Raw genomic sequence first — 17,805 nt, 5'->3', positions numbered from 1 at the left:
AAATAACCCAAGTTAGGGTTATTTGTTTTAGATTTTAGATTTTCTTTTAAATATTAAAGCAGAGAATAATATGAATATTCCTGTTGCTACGATTCAACATGAAACAGATAATCAATAATTTATTCCACCTTTTGCTTTTAATTTAGATTCAAATATAGGCTCGAAATTTTTTGAAAGCTGATTGCTTGCTGATTTTTCTTTAGCATATTGAATATCAGCTGGTGTTATATATTTGATCCCTTCATAAGGAGTGATAATTGTTGTGCTAAGATCTGAATAAAAATAATCCATATAAAAGGGGTCGTTAGAATATCCTCTATATATTCAAGAGAAGTTGCCTAAAAAGTTGATGTTATTGAATTGGTTAGCTTTATTATAAACACTATTATATTTTTCTAAGGCATCTTCGAAAGTTAAGTCCTCTTGATAAGTTTTGAATACATCTACGAAATTAAAGTTATCAAAATTAGTTGCAACATTATATAATTGTGTAACTAAAAAGTTCATAACCATTAATTCTGGGTGTTCATTATAAAAGTTAAATAATCCTTTGTTGTATTCTAAATCATGTTTATCTTCTTCTGAAGGTCTTGAAGAATCCTCTGTTTCACCCAATATCAAGTTGGTTGTTCCAACAACTCTTGGTAATAAAGAATTGCCTTTAAAACTTATTGAGTAATTTGAAATGTATGATTCATTTGCTAATCCATATCAATATTTATCGTAAACAGATGTTGCATAATCAAATAATTCAGATAGATTTTTTGTTTTTTCATTTCCTTTTAGGAAATTTGAATAAGCTTTCAAGTTAAGTTGTGATCTACTTGTTTGATTTGTAAATGAACCAAATAAATAATTACTGTCTAAGTTTTTAATTGTGGTGTCTGATTTATAGTCTTTTGTAACCTCATAAACTGGTTTTAAAACATTATCATAAATTTTTCAATTTTTAAGTACATTATCTTTAGTTGTATAAGATTCTATACTTGATTGCCCCATAAATAAGGCTCTTGCTAATAAATTATTAGAAATCCTTCCGTCATCCTTAGAAAACTGATTGAATAAGTTACCTAATTCACCGTAAGGTTTTGAATCAGTAAACACATCTTTCATGATAGAATGAGTTTTAAATTTTTGATAAAAGTCGCTTCCTAGTTCATATCTTTTATTAATTAAAGAAAGTTTTTTAGTTTTCTCGTATTTTTCAAAACTACCTGTACTACTTAGTTTTGTTGAAAGCCCAATTGCCATCGGTGTGAAACAAATTGCAAGGACAACAACAATATTCAATAGAGTACCTATAGCTGAAGTAAATAAAGAAGTGATTATAGTTATAAATGGGTATACAACTATCGCAAAGAAGTAAAGAAATAATATTTGTGGTACTTGAATTTTAGATACTAAGTCGCTATCTAATTTTCCAGTATATATAATTGGTAATGAGATTAACACATATATAGTTACATACATTAATATAACTATCATTGATAATACATATCTTAGAAAAAAAGAATTTCAAATATTAATACCTGCCCTTAATTCAATGTTCAATATTCCTTCATTTATATGTTTTTTATAAAAAAACAAAGAGACTAATGACATAAAAAGACCAAAAGTGAATAATACGATAATGTAATAAATTGACTTGGTTACTAATGAATTTGTTAAAACAGACTCGAAAGTTTTTCCTGTGTGAGCTCCAATTAATAATAGTAATATATTCAAGACTAATACAATTGAACCAATAATAATTGTTGGTTTATATCTTAATATTTGTTTTAAGTTAATCCCTAGGAGGATCTTTGTTGTTTTAAATTTGTTACCAAATTTGTTAGATTGCTTTTCCATTTTGTCCTCCTTTATAAACATTATTTAGATTACTTAGATCTATTTTTTTGGGATCTACAAATTTTTTATAAATATCTATAATTCTCTCTTTTTGATTATCAATAATTTTATCGAAAACAATTTCGCCATTTTTAATTAGAACTAAGTGATTTGCAATTTCTTGTAATTCCTCTATTATGTGGCTAGTTATCATTATTGTTACACCATAGGTGTTTAATTCTTTCAATATAGATATAAACTCAAGTTTTGATTCAACATCTAAATTTGCTGTTGGCTCATCAAGAATTATATATTTCGGACCTCTAATAAGAACGCTTGCCATTATAGCTTTTTTCTTTCAACCTGCCGAAAGCTCTTTTAGTTTTTTACCCTTGTGCTTATCTAAACCCAACATATTGTAAATTGGCTCAATGTTAGGCATAAAGTCTTTTTTTTCCATACCATTTGCGGCACACAAATAGTGAATGTACTCATTAAGTTTCATATCTAAAGGTATATTGTTTGTGTCAGGGAAAAAAGCCACATTTTTTAAGTTGTTATTCTCGTGAAGATTTTCACCATTAAGCAAAACATTCCCTTCTTTAAGTCTTACCTCTCCAAAAAGTGCTTTAATTGTTGTGGTTTTACCTGCTCCGTTATCGCCAATAAATGCAACAATATCACCTTGATTTATATTAAAAGAAACATTTTTTATACCTGTCCCGTTTTTAAAAGTTCTAGTAAGGTTTTTAATTTCAATCATATTTTTACTCCAATCTTGAAAGAATTATATCATTATTGGTCTAGTAAAAAGTTTTTAAAATTAAAATATTTATATATAGCTAAGAATAAAAAAAATGAGTTACTACTCATTTTAATTTTAGATAATTGAATTATCTTTCATAGCTTGTTCAATAGCTGCAATTGCTTCTTTTTCGTCATCACCAGTTGCTTCGATTGTAACATCTGCACCAGATTTAACAGCAAGCGCCATAACGTTCATAATAGATTTAAGGTTTCCCTCTTTGTCTCCTGATTTTATTTTAATTTCAGAAGCAAATTTAGAAGCTTCCTTAGTTAAAACAGAAGCTGGTCTTGCATGTAATCCTACTGGATCAATAACTTTAGCTGTAAATGAAGTCATTTTTTATATCCTCCTAACAAATATATTATATAGAAAAGTAAATACTTGTGATAAGAAAGTGTTACTTTTTGCTTCAAGATTTAGATACTATCGGAATAGATTTGGTTCCATATGATGGATTCGAAAATGCAATTACAAGATATTTATCTGTAATAGAAGTGACAATTCCTTCACCAAACATTATGTGATCAACTTTATCACCTTTAAATACACCTGACTCTATTTTGGTTGGTTCTTTATGAACCAAACCAGTAGGATACATTTGGCTTGTCATCTCAGTTGGAGAATGAAAGTAAATATTTTTTTCAAAGTCATATAAACTTGGATCCAATTCTCTAATAAACCTAGATTCTCCAAGTTCACCACCCACTAAATATGAAAAGCCACCTGATACATAGCTAATAAAGAGCATTTCTTGCGCTCTTGTTATTGCCACATAAAAGGCTCGTCTCTCTTCTTCGAGATTCTCCATACTTGTAAATGCTCGTTTTGAAGGGAAAATATCTTTATTTAATCCGACGATGAAAACAACCTTATTTTCCAATCCTTTAGCTGCATGTATAGTAAGAAGAGTAACTTTATTTGGAACTTCAGGAGTCTCCGATGAGCTAGATAACGACTCTTCTTGTAAGAATTTAATTAATCTATTAATTTCTGGTTTTTCTAAATCATACTCTTCATCAAACTTTTGGAACTGATCATAATAGGCTCGTAAGTTTTGGAGGCTTTCTAAATCTTCTTTTGATTGAGAATTTATTTTTTCTTCATAGCCACTCAGTTTTATCATTGACTTCGCAAGAGTGGCTAGTTTAGTGTTCTCCATAAACATCTCATTTCCTGTTTTTAGAGTTATTATCAAAGAGTCTAAGTTCTTTGTTATTTCTTTTACTTTATTCTCGTGTTGAGTTAAAAAGTCGAACATGTTCAAATTCATTTCCTTTGCCGCAGCAAAAAGTTTTCCAGATGTAACCGAACCCACTTTTGGAGTGAAATCAAATATTCTTTCAAATGATAAATCATCTTTGATTGAGATCGCTTTTAATAACGCTGTTGCATCTTTTATAACTTTACGTTCCCTAAATTGATAACCACCAACTAAACTGAAAGGTATTTTAGCATTGGCAAATTCTTTTTCAATTTCTTGTGACCAAGCATTTATTCTGAAAATCACATAAATATCTTTATATTCGTATTGCTTGCTTTTAACAAGTTCTTGAATTTTCTTAGCAACAAACTTAGCTTCAAAATTTGTGGAAGACGCTTCTTTGATGGATACTCTACTACCCTCGGTTTTTAATGTGTAGATTTCTTTGTCTTCACGATTTTTGTTTTTTATAATAAAATTGTTTGCTAAATCGACAATGGGTTTTGTTGATCTATAATTTTGCGTCAATAAAATTGTTCGTGCTTTTGGGTAAACTTGTTCAAAGTTCATAATAATCCTTAACTTAGCACCCCTTCAAGAATAAATTGTTTGATCAGGGTCACCAACAACTGTTAAACAGTTTCTATCACCAAGTAGTCATTGAATTAAGTTAAATTGTATATCATTGGTGTCTTGAAACTCATCGACAAGTATATAATCAAAGCGGTTTTTTCATTTTGTACGAATTTCAGTATTTGTTCTAAAAAGAGTGTGGACTTTCAAAATAAGATCATCAAAATCAAGCAAGTTTTTATTTTCAAGGTACTTTAAGTATTCTCGGTAAATAGTAGCAAAATGTTTTTCTTGATGAGTATATAAAGATTCTCTTGCCTCTTTTCAATCTATAAAATGGTTTTTTCAACCGCTAATTTTTGATGCACACTTTCTTGTAAAACTTTTATCATCGATATCAATATTTAGTTCTTTGATAATGTTTCTAAATATTTTTGCTTGGTCAGAAGTGTCTATAATCACGAAATCTTTTTTTAAGTTACAGTGTTCAAAATCTTCTCTAAGGACTCTTACACAAAATGAGTGAAACGTACTTATGAAAGGCTTGTCTGAGCCTGGACCTATCATTTTTTCTACTCTTTCTTTCATCTCGTTTGCCGCTTTGTTAGTAAAAGTCACTGCCAAAATCTTGTAAGGAGCTATATTCTCTTGTTTAACTAGATATGCAATTTTAGTTGTTACTACTCTCGTTTTACCACTACCTGGACCCGCTATAATTCTTACAGGTACGTCTGTTGTAATAACACTATCTAACTGTTGATCATTTAATATGTTTAATAAATTTTTCATATACTCACTCCTTGTAACTTTTTTATAATAACAATTATTTATAGAAAAAATCAAAAAATCAAAAAAAAGACCGAAGTCTTTCTTAACTATTGCTTTTCTTTGTATCCAACATTCCTAATTTTATTATGTCACGACATTCTTTTACATATTCTTTGCTTGGTGGAATGACATCTTTTAAATGAAACTTCATTTTAAGGTTTTCATATTTTGGAATCATCAGGTTATGATAAGGTAGCATCTCAAGTCTTTCCATGTTTTTTAATCTGCCAACAAATTGTCCTAACTTAAATAAATCGTCTTTGTCGTCTGTCCACCCAGGAACTAGTACGTGTCTGACTCACATTTTTGCCCCGTTTTTGTCCAAAAAATTGATAGCTTCCAGAATATTAATGTTTGGTCTTGAAGTCAAATTTATGTGTTTATCATTGTCTATGTGCTTTAAGTCCGCTAAAGTTAAATCCGTATACTTCAAAAGCTGCAATCATTGCGCCTCAACTTTCGGTATGCTTTGAAAAGTACCAAAACAAGTATCTAAGCAAGTGTGAATATTTCTAGACTTAGCCTGTTTAAAAAGTTCAATACAAAATTGCATCTGAGTTGTTGCTTCACCACCAGACAAAGTTATTCCTCCTTTTTCATAAAATGATCTATTTTTTTCAAAAAGTTCTAGGACTTCATCAACGGTAATAGTTTTTTCTTTGCTAAACTCAAGAGTCTCAGGGTTGTGACAATATTTACAACGAAGTAAACAGCCTTGCAGGAATATAACAAGTCTTATACCAGGACCATCAACAGCACCAAAAGTCTCTATACTATTATAATAACCAACCATATTACACCTTCCATTTAAAAAGGACTAATCTTAGTCCTTTTTTATAAATTTATATTACATTGACTGGTGAAAAGTTCTTGATATAACTTCATCTTGTTGCTGTTTGGTTAGTTTAACAAAGTTAACTGCATAACCAGATACTCTAATAGTTAATTGTGGATACTTGTCAGGATTCATTTGAGCATCCTTTAGGATATGACGATCTAAAACGTTTACATTTAGATGGAATCCTCCGTTTTTCATATAACCGTCAAGCATGTTGACTAAGTTTTCTTGTTGTTGTTTTGACATATATTTATCTCCTTTACGTCTTAATACGATTTATTTTATTTTTGCTTCTTCTGGTATTTCTCCAGATACTTTGAAATCTCCTGCTATAACTAAATCTTCGTCTTTACCTAAGGCGTTAGGTATTACAGAAAATGTATTAGAAATTCCATCTGATGCATGTTTGAATGGAATTTTAGACACTGATTTTAATGAAGCTACTGCACCAGTGCAGTCTCTTCCGTGCATAGGGTTAGCTCCTGGGGCAAAAGCTTCTGGGAACTTTCTTCCACAAGGAGTATCACCTGTTGATTTTCCATAAACAACATTTGATGTAATTGTTAGCACTGACATTGTAGGTTCAGAACCTTTATATGTTTGGTGACTTCTTACTTTATTCATAAATATTTTTACAATATCTTTGGCAATTGTATCTACTCTATCGTCATCATTTCCATATTTAGGGAAATCACCTTCTGTTTTATAGGATACAACAATACCGTCTTTATCTCTAACTGGATAAACTTTTGCATACTTAATTGCAGAAAGTGAGTCTGCTACTACGCTCAGACCTGCAATCCCTGTAGCGAAGAATTTGTGCATTTTAGTGTCGTAAAAACACATTTCGGCACTTTCATAATAATATTTATCATGCATATAATGTATTACGTTTAAAGTATTTACATATTTATCAGCGACTCAAGACATCATATTATCAAACTTGTTTCAAACTTCATCAAAGTTTAAACTTTCATCTCCTGTAGTTACTGGTTCGAATCTTGGTGAAATTTGTTCCTTAGATATTTCATCAACTCCACCGTTAATTGCGTATAATAGTGTTTTCGCTAAATTAGTTCTGGCACCAAAGAATTGCAACTGTTTACCAACCTGCATCGGACTAACACAACAAGCTATTGCATAATCATCTCCGTGAGTGGTTCTCATAATGTCATCATTCTCATATTGCATTGAAGAATACAAGATTGAATATTTAGCACAAAACTGCTTGAAATTATTTGGTAAGTTTTGAGCCCATAATATAGTTAAATTAGGCTCTGGTGAAGGCCCCATATTAGATAAGGTATGAATAAACCTATAACAATTTTTGGTTACTAGTGTTCTACCATCTAACCCCATTCCACCAATTGATTCTGTAGCTCAAACAGGGTCTCCTGAGAAAACTTCATTATAGGCGGGTGTTCTTGTAAATTTTACAATTCTTAGTTTCATTACTAAATGATCTACTAGCTCTTGAGCTTCGGTTTCGGTAAGTTTTTTGTTTTTTAAATCTCTTTCCAAATAAATATCTAAGAAAGTAGCTACTCTACCAAAGGATTCGGCTGCCCCGTTGTTTTGTTTAATCGCCGCTAAATAAGCTAAATATGTGAACTGAAAAGCTTCTTTTGCATTTTTGGCAGGTTTAGTTACATCAAAACCGTAAGACTTCGACATAGTTACAATGTCATTTAATGCATTAATTTGTTCAGCAATTTCTTCTCTTAATCTAATTTTATCTTCTGTCATCTCTCCATCAATTAAAGCTGCATCACTTATTTTTTCTTGTATCAGAAAATCAGTTCCGTAAAGAGCCAATCTTCTATAGTCACCAATAACTCTACCTCTTCCATAAGTGTCAGGTAGACCTGTTACAATATGACTTCTTCTAATTTTACGCATATCTGGAGTATATGCATCAAATACTCCCTGATTATGTGTTTTTCTATATTTGGTAAAAATTTCTTTAACTCGTTCAGTTACTTCAAAACCGTAAGATTCGTTGGCTTGGACTGCCATGCTAATCCCACCCCATGGCATTAGAGCTCTTTTGAAAGGCTTATCAGTTTGAAGACCCACAATTTTTTCTAGACTTTTATCGATATAACCAGGACCGTGAGAAGTTACAGTGGATGGAACGTCATTATCGACATCCAAAACCCCACCAGCTTCTTTTTCTTTCTTAGTTAATTCCATGATTTTATCTCAAAGTATTTTGGTACCTTCTGTTGGACCCATTAAAAAGGTGTCATCCCCAATGTACGGTTCATAGTTAGCTTGAATAAATCCTCTAACATCAACCTCTTCCGTTCATTGACCTTTTTTAAAGCCCTCTCATTCTTTGTATCTCATATTTATCCTCCTCGTATCTATTATCACATATTTTGGAAAAAATACCATTTATTTAAAAATTAATGGAAATAAAAAAAAGTTTTACTTAACATCTTTATAAAATGCTTCGAAAAACTCTGTTGATATTTTTTTATTATGCCCTGGAAACGAGCTTAACATTATATTCATTGTTATATTATTTTTCTTATCTACTAATGATGCAGACCCTAAAAGACCATCTCAACCAAACTCGCCGATCTCTGTCAAAGGCGACTCGTTGTTGTCTATTCTAACCCTAACTCCGTAACCATAAGAATAATCCGCATTTAAAGTTCAAATAAAACTTTTTTTAAGTGCCCCAAGTTGGTCTTTACACATTTCATTTAATAATTTTTCTGAGATTAATTGCTGACCTTCAGAGTTTTTACCATCGAGTAAAAAATTTAAAAACTTATTGTAATCGGTCGCAGTTGTGAATAAACCAGCTCCGCCCATAGGGGCATTAGGAACTTTGTCTATTTCTTGTGAAAGATATTTGAAGTTATTTCTTTTTCTTAAAGTGTTTCCATCTTCTCCGGTATTTCATACATTAACAAATGCTTCTCGACTCTTATCAAATAAATAAAAATCACTATCTGACATTCCTAAGTCTTTGAATAATGTATCTTTCAAATGATCTCTAAACGATTGATTAGTTATTTTTTCAATTGCAGCTGCCAATACGTCAATTTCTAAACCGTAATTTCAGTCAGTTCCTGGTTGAAATAAAAGAGGTATTTTACTTAAATTAGTGCAGAAATCATCGTAATTCCAATATTTGCCATTTTCACCAACAACATAGTTTTTTAGGAACTCAGAAGTCAATATTTGTGTTTTATTTTTATTACCATGATATGTAAAACCGGCCGTCATTGTAAGTAAATGTTTAAAAGTTATTGGATTAGATAGAGGAACTACATTATCACTTGTTTTAGTTTGGAGTACATTAAGACTTTTGAATACCGGTAAAAATTTTGAAATTTCATCGTCGATACTAACTATACCTGCATCGACTAATCTTAGAAACGCGATAACAGTAACTGGTTTAGTCATTGAATAAGCTCTAAAAATTAAATTTTCGTTCATTGGTGTGTTTTCTTTGACATCATTTATTCCAAATGACTTTAAAAAAACCTGCTCTTTGTTTTTTGACACACAAAAAACAGCACCACTAAAGTATTTCTCTTCTATCATTGTTTCTATTGCATTACAACTATTTTTAAACATATTTGCCCCTTGTATAACATTCAACTCTTCTAGGTTAATAATTCCTGGTTTTTTATTCTCCAAATGAATATGTGTCTCTTTTTTTATGTTAGGTTCATTGTACACCTTTATTGTGTGCAAAACTCTTATTTTTAATTTTAAATCTATTGCAGCTATATGATCAACTTGTAAATATATGGTGATGAGTAAATACAAAAATCAGCCTACATAGAACGCATAACCAATCCTTTGCAAAATAAAGCTTGTTGTGGAGGCCATTAGGTTAGCATTTTCTTCACCATCACTTGTGAATAGTAAAAAAATAGATACGGCTGCAATTTGACATAATAACTGAAAAAGCAACGGGATATATAAAAAATAAAGCTCCCTAATAAATAATATTTTAAATGTTATTTTTTTGTTTTCTAAATGTATAATTTTTAATCCAAACATCAACTTTGCTAAAGTTTTTCCTTTGAAAAATAAGGGTACTATGTTGAAGTAAAGAAAAATAGTTAACAAACCTGAACTCACAGCAATTAAGGCTGTTTTACTATCCACCACTCTATAAAAAATGAAAACTATCAACATCGGAACTGAACTAATCACGATATCGAAAAACCGTGCAAAAAAGACTCTTCCTAGATGAGCAGGCACTCAATTTTGTGAAGAGTCTGAATTAAAATTTTCGATAGTTTTAGGTAATTTACCCATAATTTGCACCCCTGAGTTATTTAACGACTTTGTAAATCTCTTTTATATAATCATCAAAATTAACACAAATTTCAGTAAATCTTTCGTCTCTTTTTTCTAAAAAAACGGTGTTATCAGTAGTGAACTCTACTCTTTTATCTTTAAATTTTCTTATAGCAAAATTTGTTGCTTTTTTTATCAATAACTTATTATCGTATTTTTTAATTTCTCATAGTCAAATATAAACTAAAGTTTTGTAATAGCTGTAATTCAAATAATCCTTAAGATGTTTATACTTTCCGATTCTTCTATAATAGTTTAAAATGTGTGTTCACTGATTTACTTGATCAAAAACAGAGTAAGGTATTGGTTGGATGTTAGATTTTTCAATTGATTCAGAGTCAATGAATAAATAATATTCAGTTTGTCCCAAAACCTTGTATACGAACAGCATATCGTATCTTACAAAATTCCTGAATTTAAACCCAAAGTCCTTTATTAACTTTGTTCTAAAAATTTTGTTAAAAAGTAAGGGATTAGTGTACGCATAGGGATCAAAATCTTTACTAATTTCGTATACTTTTCCTTTGTCCAAATATGTTAAAATTTCACTTTCCACATTACCTGTGAATTGAATTTTATATTCAATAATATCTAACTCTTTATCTTTATTTTTTTCTAAGTTTTCGCTTATAACTTCTACAAAGTTTGGTGCTATAAAATCACCTTCTTTAAAGAACTTTATATACTTTCCTTCAGCTAAATCCAAAGCTAAATTTCAAGAAAGTGATGAACCTTGAATAGAACTATTGAAAACTACTTTGACATTGTCTTTTTCTGTGAAAAGTTTTTTTACTAATGAATCATTATTATCGTCATGAGATGGTCTGTCCATCACTATTATTATTTCATAATCTTGCAAGCTTTGATTATTGATACTATTTATTGTTTTTTCGAAGTCTTGTAACCCTTCCTGAGTAACAACCACAAATGAAAGAAGCATATTATTCCCCCTGAATCACTATATAATAATTTTACACTAAAAATCTTGACTTGATATCATAGTTTCGCAATGGTTAAAAAAACATAATGCCCCCTTTAAATCTACCACACACTCATTTTTTAAAGTAAACAGGATAGAAAACTATATTAAGTTTCAATTAACTAGAGCTTAGTTTTATATATAAAATAAACCTTTCTCATTTGAGAAATATACCATCTTTATCGCAACTAAAATACATTTTTTCAGATTTATATATTTGATAATTTCTATATTATAAATACTTGACTAAAAAGATTTTGAAGTCTAAGAACAAAATTGTCTCGAGTGGTTAATCGAGACAATTTTATTTATAATTCCATACTTACATTTTTACTTATAAAAGTTCAAATGATATGGTATCAAGTAATTTGATTAAAACAATAAGTTTCTTGGAGTTCTAGGAAACGGAAGAACATCTCTGATATTAGTTGCACCAGTTACATACATTATAAGTCTTTCAAACCCTAATCCAAATCCTGCTGATTTATAATAACCAAACTTTCTTAGGTCATTGTATCACCATAAATCTTCTTGTTTAATTCCCATTTCAAGGCACCTAGAGATTAGCTTATCATAATCATCTTCCCTCTGACTTCCACCAACTAATTCACCAATTCCTGGAACCAACAAGTCTACTGCAGCTACAGTTTTTTGATCATCGTTTTGTTTCATGTAAAAAGCCTTGATTTCTTTTGGGTAGTTTTTTACGAAAGTAGGACAGTTATTTACAACTTCACAAATGTATCTTTCGTGTTCTGTACCCAAGTCCATTCCGAACTCTATTCTTGAGTCTTCAAATACATGTCCGTTTTTAACGGCTTCTTTAAGTATCTCAATGACTTCCCTGTAATCATTGATTACAAAGTTAGAATCTTTTACATTCTGCAGTTTATCAATTAAACCTTTTTCAAGGTTTTGCTCACAAAATAATAATTCTTCTTTATTGTGCTCAAACAAATAATTGATTACATATTTAACCATTGATTCTATTAACTCTATATTATCATTTAAGTCAGCAAAAGCTACTTCAGGCTCAATCATTCAAAATTCAGCGGCATGTCTTGAAGTATTAGAGTTTTCTGCTCTAAATGTTGGACCAAAAGTATAAACTTTTTTAAATGCCTGTGCATATGCTTCTGCATTCAATTGCCCAGAGACAGTCAATGTAGCTTTTTTAGCAAAAAAGTCTTCTTCATATTTATCATCTGCTCTGTTTGTCACTATAAATGATTCTCCAGCACCTTCTGCATCATTCTCAGTGATTATTGGAGTATGCACGTAAATAAAATCGTTTTCATTAAAGAACTTATGTATTGCAAATGCGGCAGCTGACCTTATTCTAAAAATCGATTGAAAAGTTTTTGTTCTTGCTCTTAGATGCGCAATTTCCCTTAAAAATTCTGGTGAGTGTTCTTTTTTTTGTAAAGGATAGTTTTCAACTGCTTGATCTAATAATTCTATATTTGTTGCCTTAATTTCGAACTCCTGTTGTTTCCCGGGGGTTAAAGCGATTATCCCTTTTACTTCGAGAATTGCACTAACTCTTGCTTCAGAGATACTATTAATGTTTTTTAAATCGCTAGTGTAGACTACTTGAATGTCATTAATAGTAGTTCCATCATTCATCACAAGAAAATTTATATTTTTACCCTGTCTGTGACTTCTAATACGAGCTATGAAAGACACTTCCTTACCTTCATATTCCTTGTGGTTTTTATAAATAAATTTTAGATCCATGTTTTTTCCCTCTTAGACTATCTATTATTATTTTTTGTATAATTCTATTTTTTATTTTAAACTAGTATTTTTGATTTTACTTAAAAAATTATTTATATCTTCATACACTTGTTCTTTGTTCACTTCGTTTAATATTTCATGTCTCATTTTGTCGTACAATTTCATTTCAACTTTTAAAGAGTTGTTAATAAACACTTTATATGTTTTATTGACAGATTTAGTGTAGTTTCCTACTGGGTCATCCTTACCTGACAACAACAAAATAGGTAGATTTTTAGATACTTTAGAGATGTTTGTTGTATTTTGTATGAACTTTATTCCTTCAAACATATCTTTAAAAGCACTTGATGTAAATATTTGACCACATAGTGGATCATTTAAAAAGTTTGATTGTACATCTTCAACCGAGCTTAACCATTCTACACCGTTGCTGTTTGATTTACTGTAACGCTTATTTAATTTTTTATAACTTAGGTTTCAAATTTTTTTATCAATATTTTTAGAACCATACTTTTTTTGGTTACGTTTAGCCAACCTGATTGCAATATTTAAAAGAAAATTATTTTGTCAACCGGTTCCTGATAAAATTACTCCCTCCAACAGAGTGGGATATTTTATAATAAATGTTCTACTCATAAAGCTTCCCATAGAATGTCCAAACATTACGATATCTAAATTTGCATAATTACTCTTTATATAATTATTAACATACTTTAAATCTTCTATGATTATGTTTCAACCTTCATCATCTGAGAAATAACCCAACTCATTATCTTCTACATTTGCTGTTTTGCCATGACCCCTATGATCGTTAGCTATTACAATTCATCCAATACTATTTAAATACTTTGCAAAATCATTGTAGCGAAGAGAATGCTCACAACTTCCGTGTACCAATTGTAAAACACCCTTTGGGGAAGAAACATCTTTTCAAATATATAACTGTAGATCTTTATTTTCGTAACCTTTTAAAATACAAGTTTCCATATTATCTCACCATTTTTATTATAATTGAACTCCTAATTAAACGTACAATTAAAAAAAGTATTTACATACTTTTTTTAAATTAGCAATTTTTTACAAACTTTGAAACAAAAGGTTTGCGCACATTAATCAAGTTATCTAAAAGCTCTTGACTAGCCGTATTTTTAACTTCTTCAATATTTTTAAAATAGTTTTTGTTAAAGTCTCTTTTAGCGAACTTATCCAGTGTTTTAAAACTTTCGGCTTTTGCTTTATGTAGTTTTTCAAGCTCCTCTTTTTTATTTTTAATAATCTTATTTTTAGCATCTTTAATATTTTTTCTATTAGATGCTACAAATGATTTTTCTGAGTTTTTTACCTCTAGATAGGATTTATTAGTTTTTTCTTTTCTTTCTATAAATTCTGTTTTTATTGGTAGATATTGTGATCGTAAGTCCTCTATTTTAATTTTTAAAGCAGAGACTTCGTCCTCGTTATTTGCATTTTTTATAAGTTGTTTTAGGTTTTTTATTTTTCTAGTTACTTCGTACTCTTTTTGTTTTCTTTCCTCTAATAAAACTTCTATTCTTTTAACTTTTGCTTCCTTTACAGATCCTACTTTACCAAGAGAAGAAACTAATCATAATCCATATAAAGAGCTTGTTACAAAAACACCGGCAGCTACTGCTACGAAGTAAATTAAAGTTTGTTCTCCATAAGGTATAGCACCGAGGAATGCGACAATTGGTCCACCATGTCCAGCACTATCTTCTATTTTAAATGCTCCTGCTATTCCACCTGCAACCATTCCACCTAAAATATTGCAAGGAATAGCTCTTTTAGGGTCTCTTATAGCAAAGGGTATAGCTCCTTCGGAAATACCTATTGTACCCATAATTATGGCACTAGCACCCATCGCTTGTTCATCTTTAGAAAAAAATCTTTTGAATAGAACTGAGGTTAAACCCATTCCTAGAGGGGCTATTGGTATTGCAGTGGCCATAGCACCCATTGGATAGTATACTTGTTGATCAATTAACGCAACACATGTAACAAAGGCAACTTTATTAATTGGTCCACCCATATCAAATGAAGCCATTGCTCCTAATAATATACCTAATGCCATTCCTAAACCAACACCAAATGATTCTGATTTATATCCTTTTTTAATTGCTTCTCCAAACTCTCCTACAACATATCCAATTGGTCCACCAATTATATATATAAATAGTATTGAAATCCCAACACCACCAATGATCGGTATAAAGAAAATTGGCATCGCTGCTCGTAAAGCCTTTGGAACATTTCAAGTATTAACTCATCTCACAAAATACCCAACTAGTAGTCCTGCAATAATTGCTCCAATGAAACCCATTGGTGCGGAAGCTTCAGGCATTCCTGGTAAAGGCATAAAGTTTTTTGCATCATTTCCAATAAAACCACCAACTAGTGCAGGGGCAATGGCTGCCCTTCCTGCAATTGAATTAGCTATAAAAGCAGCTAGTATTGGAATCATCAATGTAAAGGCTGCACCCCCAATTTTTTCCATTATAGCCAATGGATTTCAAGGATGCTCGTTATTTAGACCAGTTGTAGATGCAGTTGGTCCTCATATTGCTTTCGCTATTCCTAGTGAGGCCGCTAGACAAATACCACCCATAATTATAATTGGTATCATATAACTTATACCAGCAAGAATATGTTTTAAAACACCTTGTTTCTCGTGGTATTGAGAACTAGCATCACCAAAACTTACTGAATCTTGTAATACCTTTCCTTTATCAAGAGCATCATTTAGAACTTTTAGCGGTTCTTTAATAGCTCTTGAAACGTGTGTTTCATAAACTTTTTTACCATTGAATCTTGATTTTTCAACATTTGTATCGGCTGCAAGAATTACTATATCTGCTTTTTCTATTTCAGAGCTTGTCAAAGGAGTTCCTACCCCTTTGCTACCTTGGGTTTCCACTCTTATGTTATGTCCAGCCTTAGTAAGTGAATCTAATAACCTTTCTTCAGCCATATAAGTATGAGCAACACCTATAATACATGCCGTTACAGCTACAATATTAAGTCCCTTAGGGTCTAATTTTTGTACTCTTTCTTTGGGTTTATCTTTCTCTTTACAAAGAATACTAATAAATTTTGCGTTGGTAGTCGCTTTTTTTAAAGACTCTCTGGTGTTTTTGTTCATAAGCTTAATTGCAATACTGCTCAAAAGATTTATGTGGTCTTCATTAGCTTTATCGGGAATGATCAACGCAATTGCGATATTTGTTGGTTTTTTATCTAGTGATTCCCAGTCAACACCATTTTTTAATCTTACACAAATTATACTTGGTTCTTGAATTCCTTTGACTTTTGAATGCGGTATAGCAAAACCGTCCTCAAAGCCCGTGGATGCTTCTTTTTCTCTGCTTAGGAAGCCTAACAAAAGATCATCTTTATTACTATAAATATTTAGTTCTACAGCTTTGCTTGATATGTACTCTAAAACGTCGTTCCTTGTGCTAAGTTCAACGTCCAAAAAAACATTAATATTTTCGTAAGCTTTTTCCATTTTTTTAATCTCCTCACAAAAAGATTGTAAACGAAAAAAATGGTACTTTTTTCAAATATTATAAAAAAAGTGGAAATTTTATTAAAAAAGCAAGACTGACTTTTTGTCTTTTTCCTCTTCTTCAAGTAATCTCCACTTGTCTATAAGGGATGAGTAATCTTCATTCAAGTTTTCTATTTTAGATATAAATTCAATTATTTTGTAGTTAAATTTTTTAAAATGATTTCTAAGACTTTGGGTATGCATAGCATAATTAAATACTAAATGTTCATCTTGGTTACATATTTTACTTCTTTTTAACAACAACTCATATGTATCAGCAGGTGGTGTAACTTTATCATCTTTACTATGTATAAATAATGTTGGCACTAAATCATTATCTGACTCATCCATTAATTTAAAAATATCTGCCGCTGTTAAGTTGATATCCTCATTTAACCGTTCATATTTAGTTAGGTTTTTCTGTATTAGTTTTTTAATTTTGCGTTTCGGAATTATTTTTAGATAAACATTTCTTACATGTAAAAATAAATTATAAACACTTCCATATGTGCAATCTGATATCACTGCAATTAAATTATGCATAATTAACTCGTGATAATATTTAATTGCACAAAAATTGGACACATAAGCGCCCATACTTGTTCCGTGAAGTATGAGTTTATCAATTTTTTTATTAGATTTTAACCAATCAAACGCTCCCATCAAATCATTAAATTCTATAGCGCCCATATAAGTTTCTGCTTTTTTTGAGTCTGCGTGACCTCTAAAATCATATGCTAAAATATTGTATCCCATTTCACTTAAAACTTTAGAGTGGTGTAAACTTCATAGTTTGTGGCCTGCAAACCAATGCGATGCAATCACCCACTTATTTGAAGTCTTATTCGGTTCATAAACAACACCTTTAAGAGAAATACCATCTCGAGAATTGAAGTCTATAAAGCTTAAATTATTAAGATCTAGTATTTTTAATTCTTCTCTCTTGTAATATTTTTCACATACTTTGTTTGTTGTTAACAACCATGCAAACTTTTTCTCCACTTGTTTCTTTTCTTTTTTAGATGCTCTAAATGCTTTTTCGGCGCTTAAATAAAGTGCATAAAATACTCTACGAATTTTTGTTATGAAGTTTGGTTTAAACTTTTTCGCTCTCATTTCT

The 17,805-nt window shown here is 30.6% G+C and carries 11 protein-coding genes and 1 pseudogene; all 12 read right to left on the bottom strand.

What is annotated here, in order from left to right; translation table 4 throughout:
* Nucleotides 1-27: 27 nt before the first annotated feature.
* The 12 genes and pseudogenes from SAPIS_RS00495 to SAPIS_RS00435 all read right to left on the bottom strand — a co-directional run bounded on the left by SAPIS_RS00495 (nucleotide 28) and on the right by SAPIS_RS00435 (nucleotide 17,801).
* On the bottom strand, nucleotides 28-1,848 hold the full coding sequence (locus SAPIS_RS00495) for a hypothetical protein (protein WP_023788883.1): 1,821 nt from the start codon (nucleotides 1,846-1,848) through the stop codon (nucleotides 28-30).
* The gene (locus tag SAPIS_RS00490; RefSeq protein ID WP_023788882.1) at nucleotides 1,832-2,590 is read right to left on the bottom strand and encodes an ABC transporter ATP-binding protein; all 759 of its coding nucleotides are present in this window, start codon (nucleotides 2,588-2,590) and stop codon (nucleotides 1,832-1,834) included. The genes SAPIS_RS00495 and SAPIS_RS00490 overlap by 17 nt, the downstream gene beginning before the upstream one ends.
* 117 nt (nucleotides 2,591-2,707) lie before the next feature.
* On the bottom strand, nucleotides 2,708-2,971 hold the full coding sequence (locus SAPIS_RS00485; RefSeq protein WP_023788881.1) for an HPr family phosphocarrier protein: 264 nt from the start codon (nucleotides 2,969-2,971) through the stop codon (nucleotides 2,708-2,710).
* Nucleotides 2,972-3,032: 61 nt separating this feature from the next.
* Entirely contained in the window at nucleotides 3,033-5,198 is a 2,166-nt protein-coding gene (locus SAPIS_RS00480) for an ATP-dependent helicase (protein WP_023788880.1), read from the bottom strand.
* An 82-nt stretch (nucleotides 5,199-5,280) separates the two neighbouring features.
* The gene (pflA, locus tag SAPIS_RS00475; protein ID WP_023788879.1) at nucleotides 5,281-6,030 is read right to left on the bottom strand and encodes a pyruvate formate-lyase-activating protein; all 750 of its coding nucleotides are present in this window, start codon (nucleotides 6,028-6,030) and stop codon (nucleotides 5,281-5,283) included.
* A gap of 54 nt (nucleotides 6,031-6,084) precedes the next feature.
* A pseudogene (gene pflB, locus SAPIS_RS00465) lies at nucleotides 6,085-8,424 on the bottom strand (formate C-acetyltransferase).
* Between the two features lie 81 nt (nucleotides 8,425-8,505).
* Nucleotides 8,506-10,362: a serine hydrolase gene (locus SAPIS_RS05265; RefSeq protein WP_023788876.1), complete on the bottom strand. Its 1,857-nt coding sequence runs from the start codon at nucleotides 10,360-10,362 to the stop codon at nucleotides 8,506-8,508.
* A gap of 16 nt (nucleotides 10,363-10,378) precedes the next feature.
* Nucleotides 10,379-11,344 (bottom strand): glycosyltransferase, encoded by a 966-nt coding sequence (locus SAPIS_RS00455; RefSeq protein WP_023788875.1) that lies wholly within the window; start codon nucleotides 11,342-11,344, stop codon nucleotides 10,379-10,381.
* 411 nt (nucleotides 11,345-11,755) lie between these two features.
* Nucleotides 11,756-13,120: an asparagine--tRNA ligase gene (asnS, locus tag SAPIS_RS00450; RefSeq protein ID WP_023788874.1), complete on the bottom strand. Its 1,365-nt coding sequence runs from the start codon at nucleotides 13,118-13,120 to the stop codon at nucleotides 11,756-11,758.
* 51 nt (nucleotides 13,121-13,171) lie between these two features.
* On the bottom strand, nucleotides 13,172-14,107 hold the full coding sequence (locus tag SAPIS_RS00445) for an alpha/beta fold hydrolase (protein ID WP_023788873.1): 936 nt from the start codon (nucleotides 14,105-14,107) through the stop codon (nucleotides 13,172-13,174).
* 79 nt (nucleotides 14,108-14,186) lie between these two features.
* Nucleotides 14,187-16,643, bottom strand: a complete 2,457-nt coding sequence (locus SAPIS_RS00440) for a PTS fructose transporter subunit IIABC (protein ID WP_023788872.1) — start codon at nucleotides 16,641-16,643, stop codon at nucleotides 14,187-14,189.
* Between the two features lie 81 nt (nucleotides 16,644-16,724).
* Nucleotides 16,725-17,801 (bottom strand): alpha/beta hydrolase, encoded by a 1,077-nt coding sequence (locus SAPIS_RS00435; protein WP_023788871.1) that lies wholly within the window; start codon nucleotides 17,799-17,801, stop codon nucleotides 16,725-16,727.
* Nucleotides 17,802-17,805: the final 4 nt, after the last annotated feature.

The organism is Spiroplasma apis B31 (genome assembly GCF_000500935.1).
Lineage (GTDB): Bacteria > Bacillota_I > Bacilli_A > Mycoplasmatales > Mycoplasmataceae > Spiroplasma_A > Spiroplasma_A apis.
Note: the sequence above shows the minus strand (reverse complement) of the source record. Positions and strands in the feature narration are given on the sequence as shown.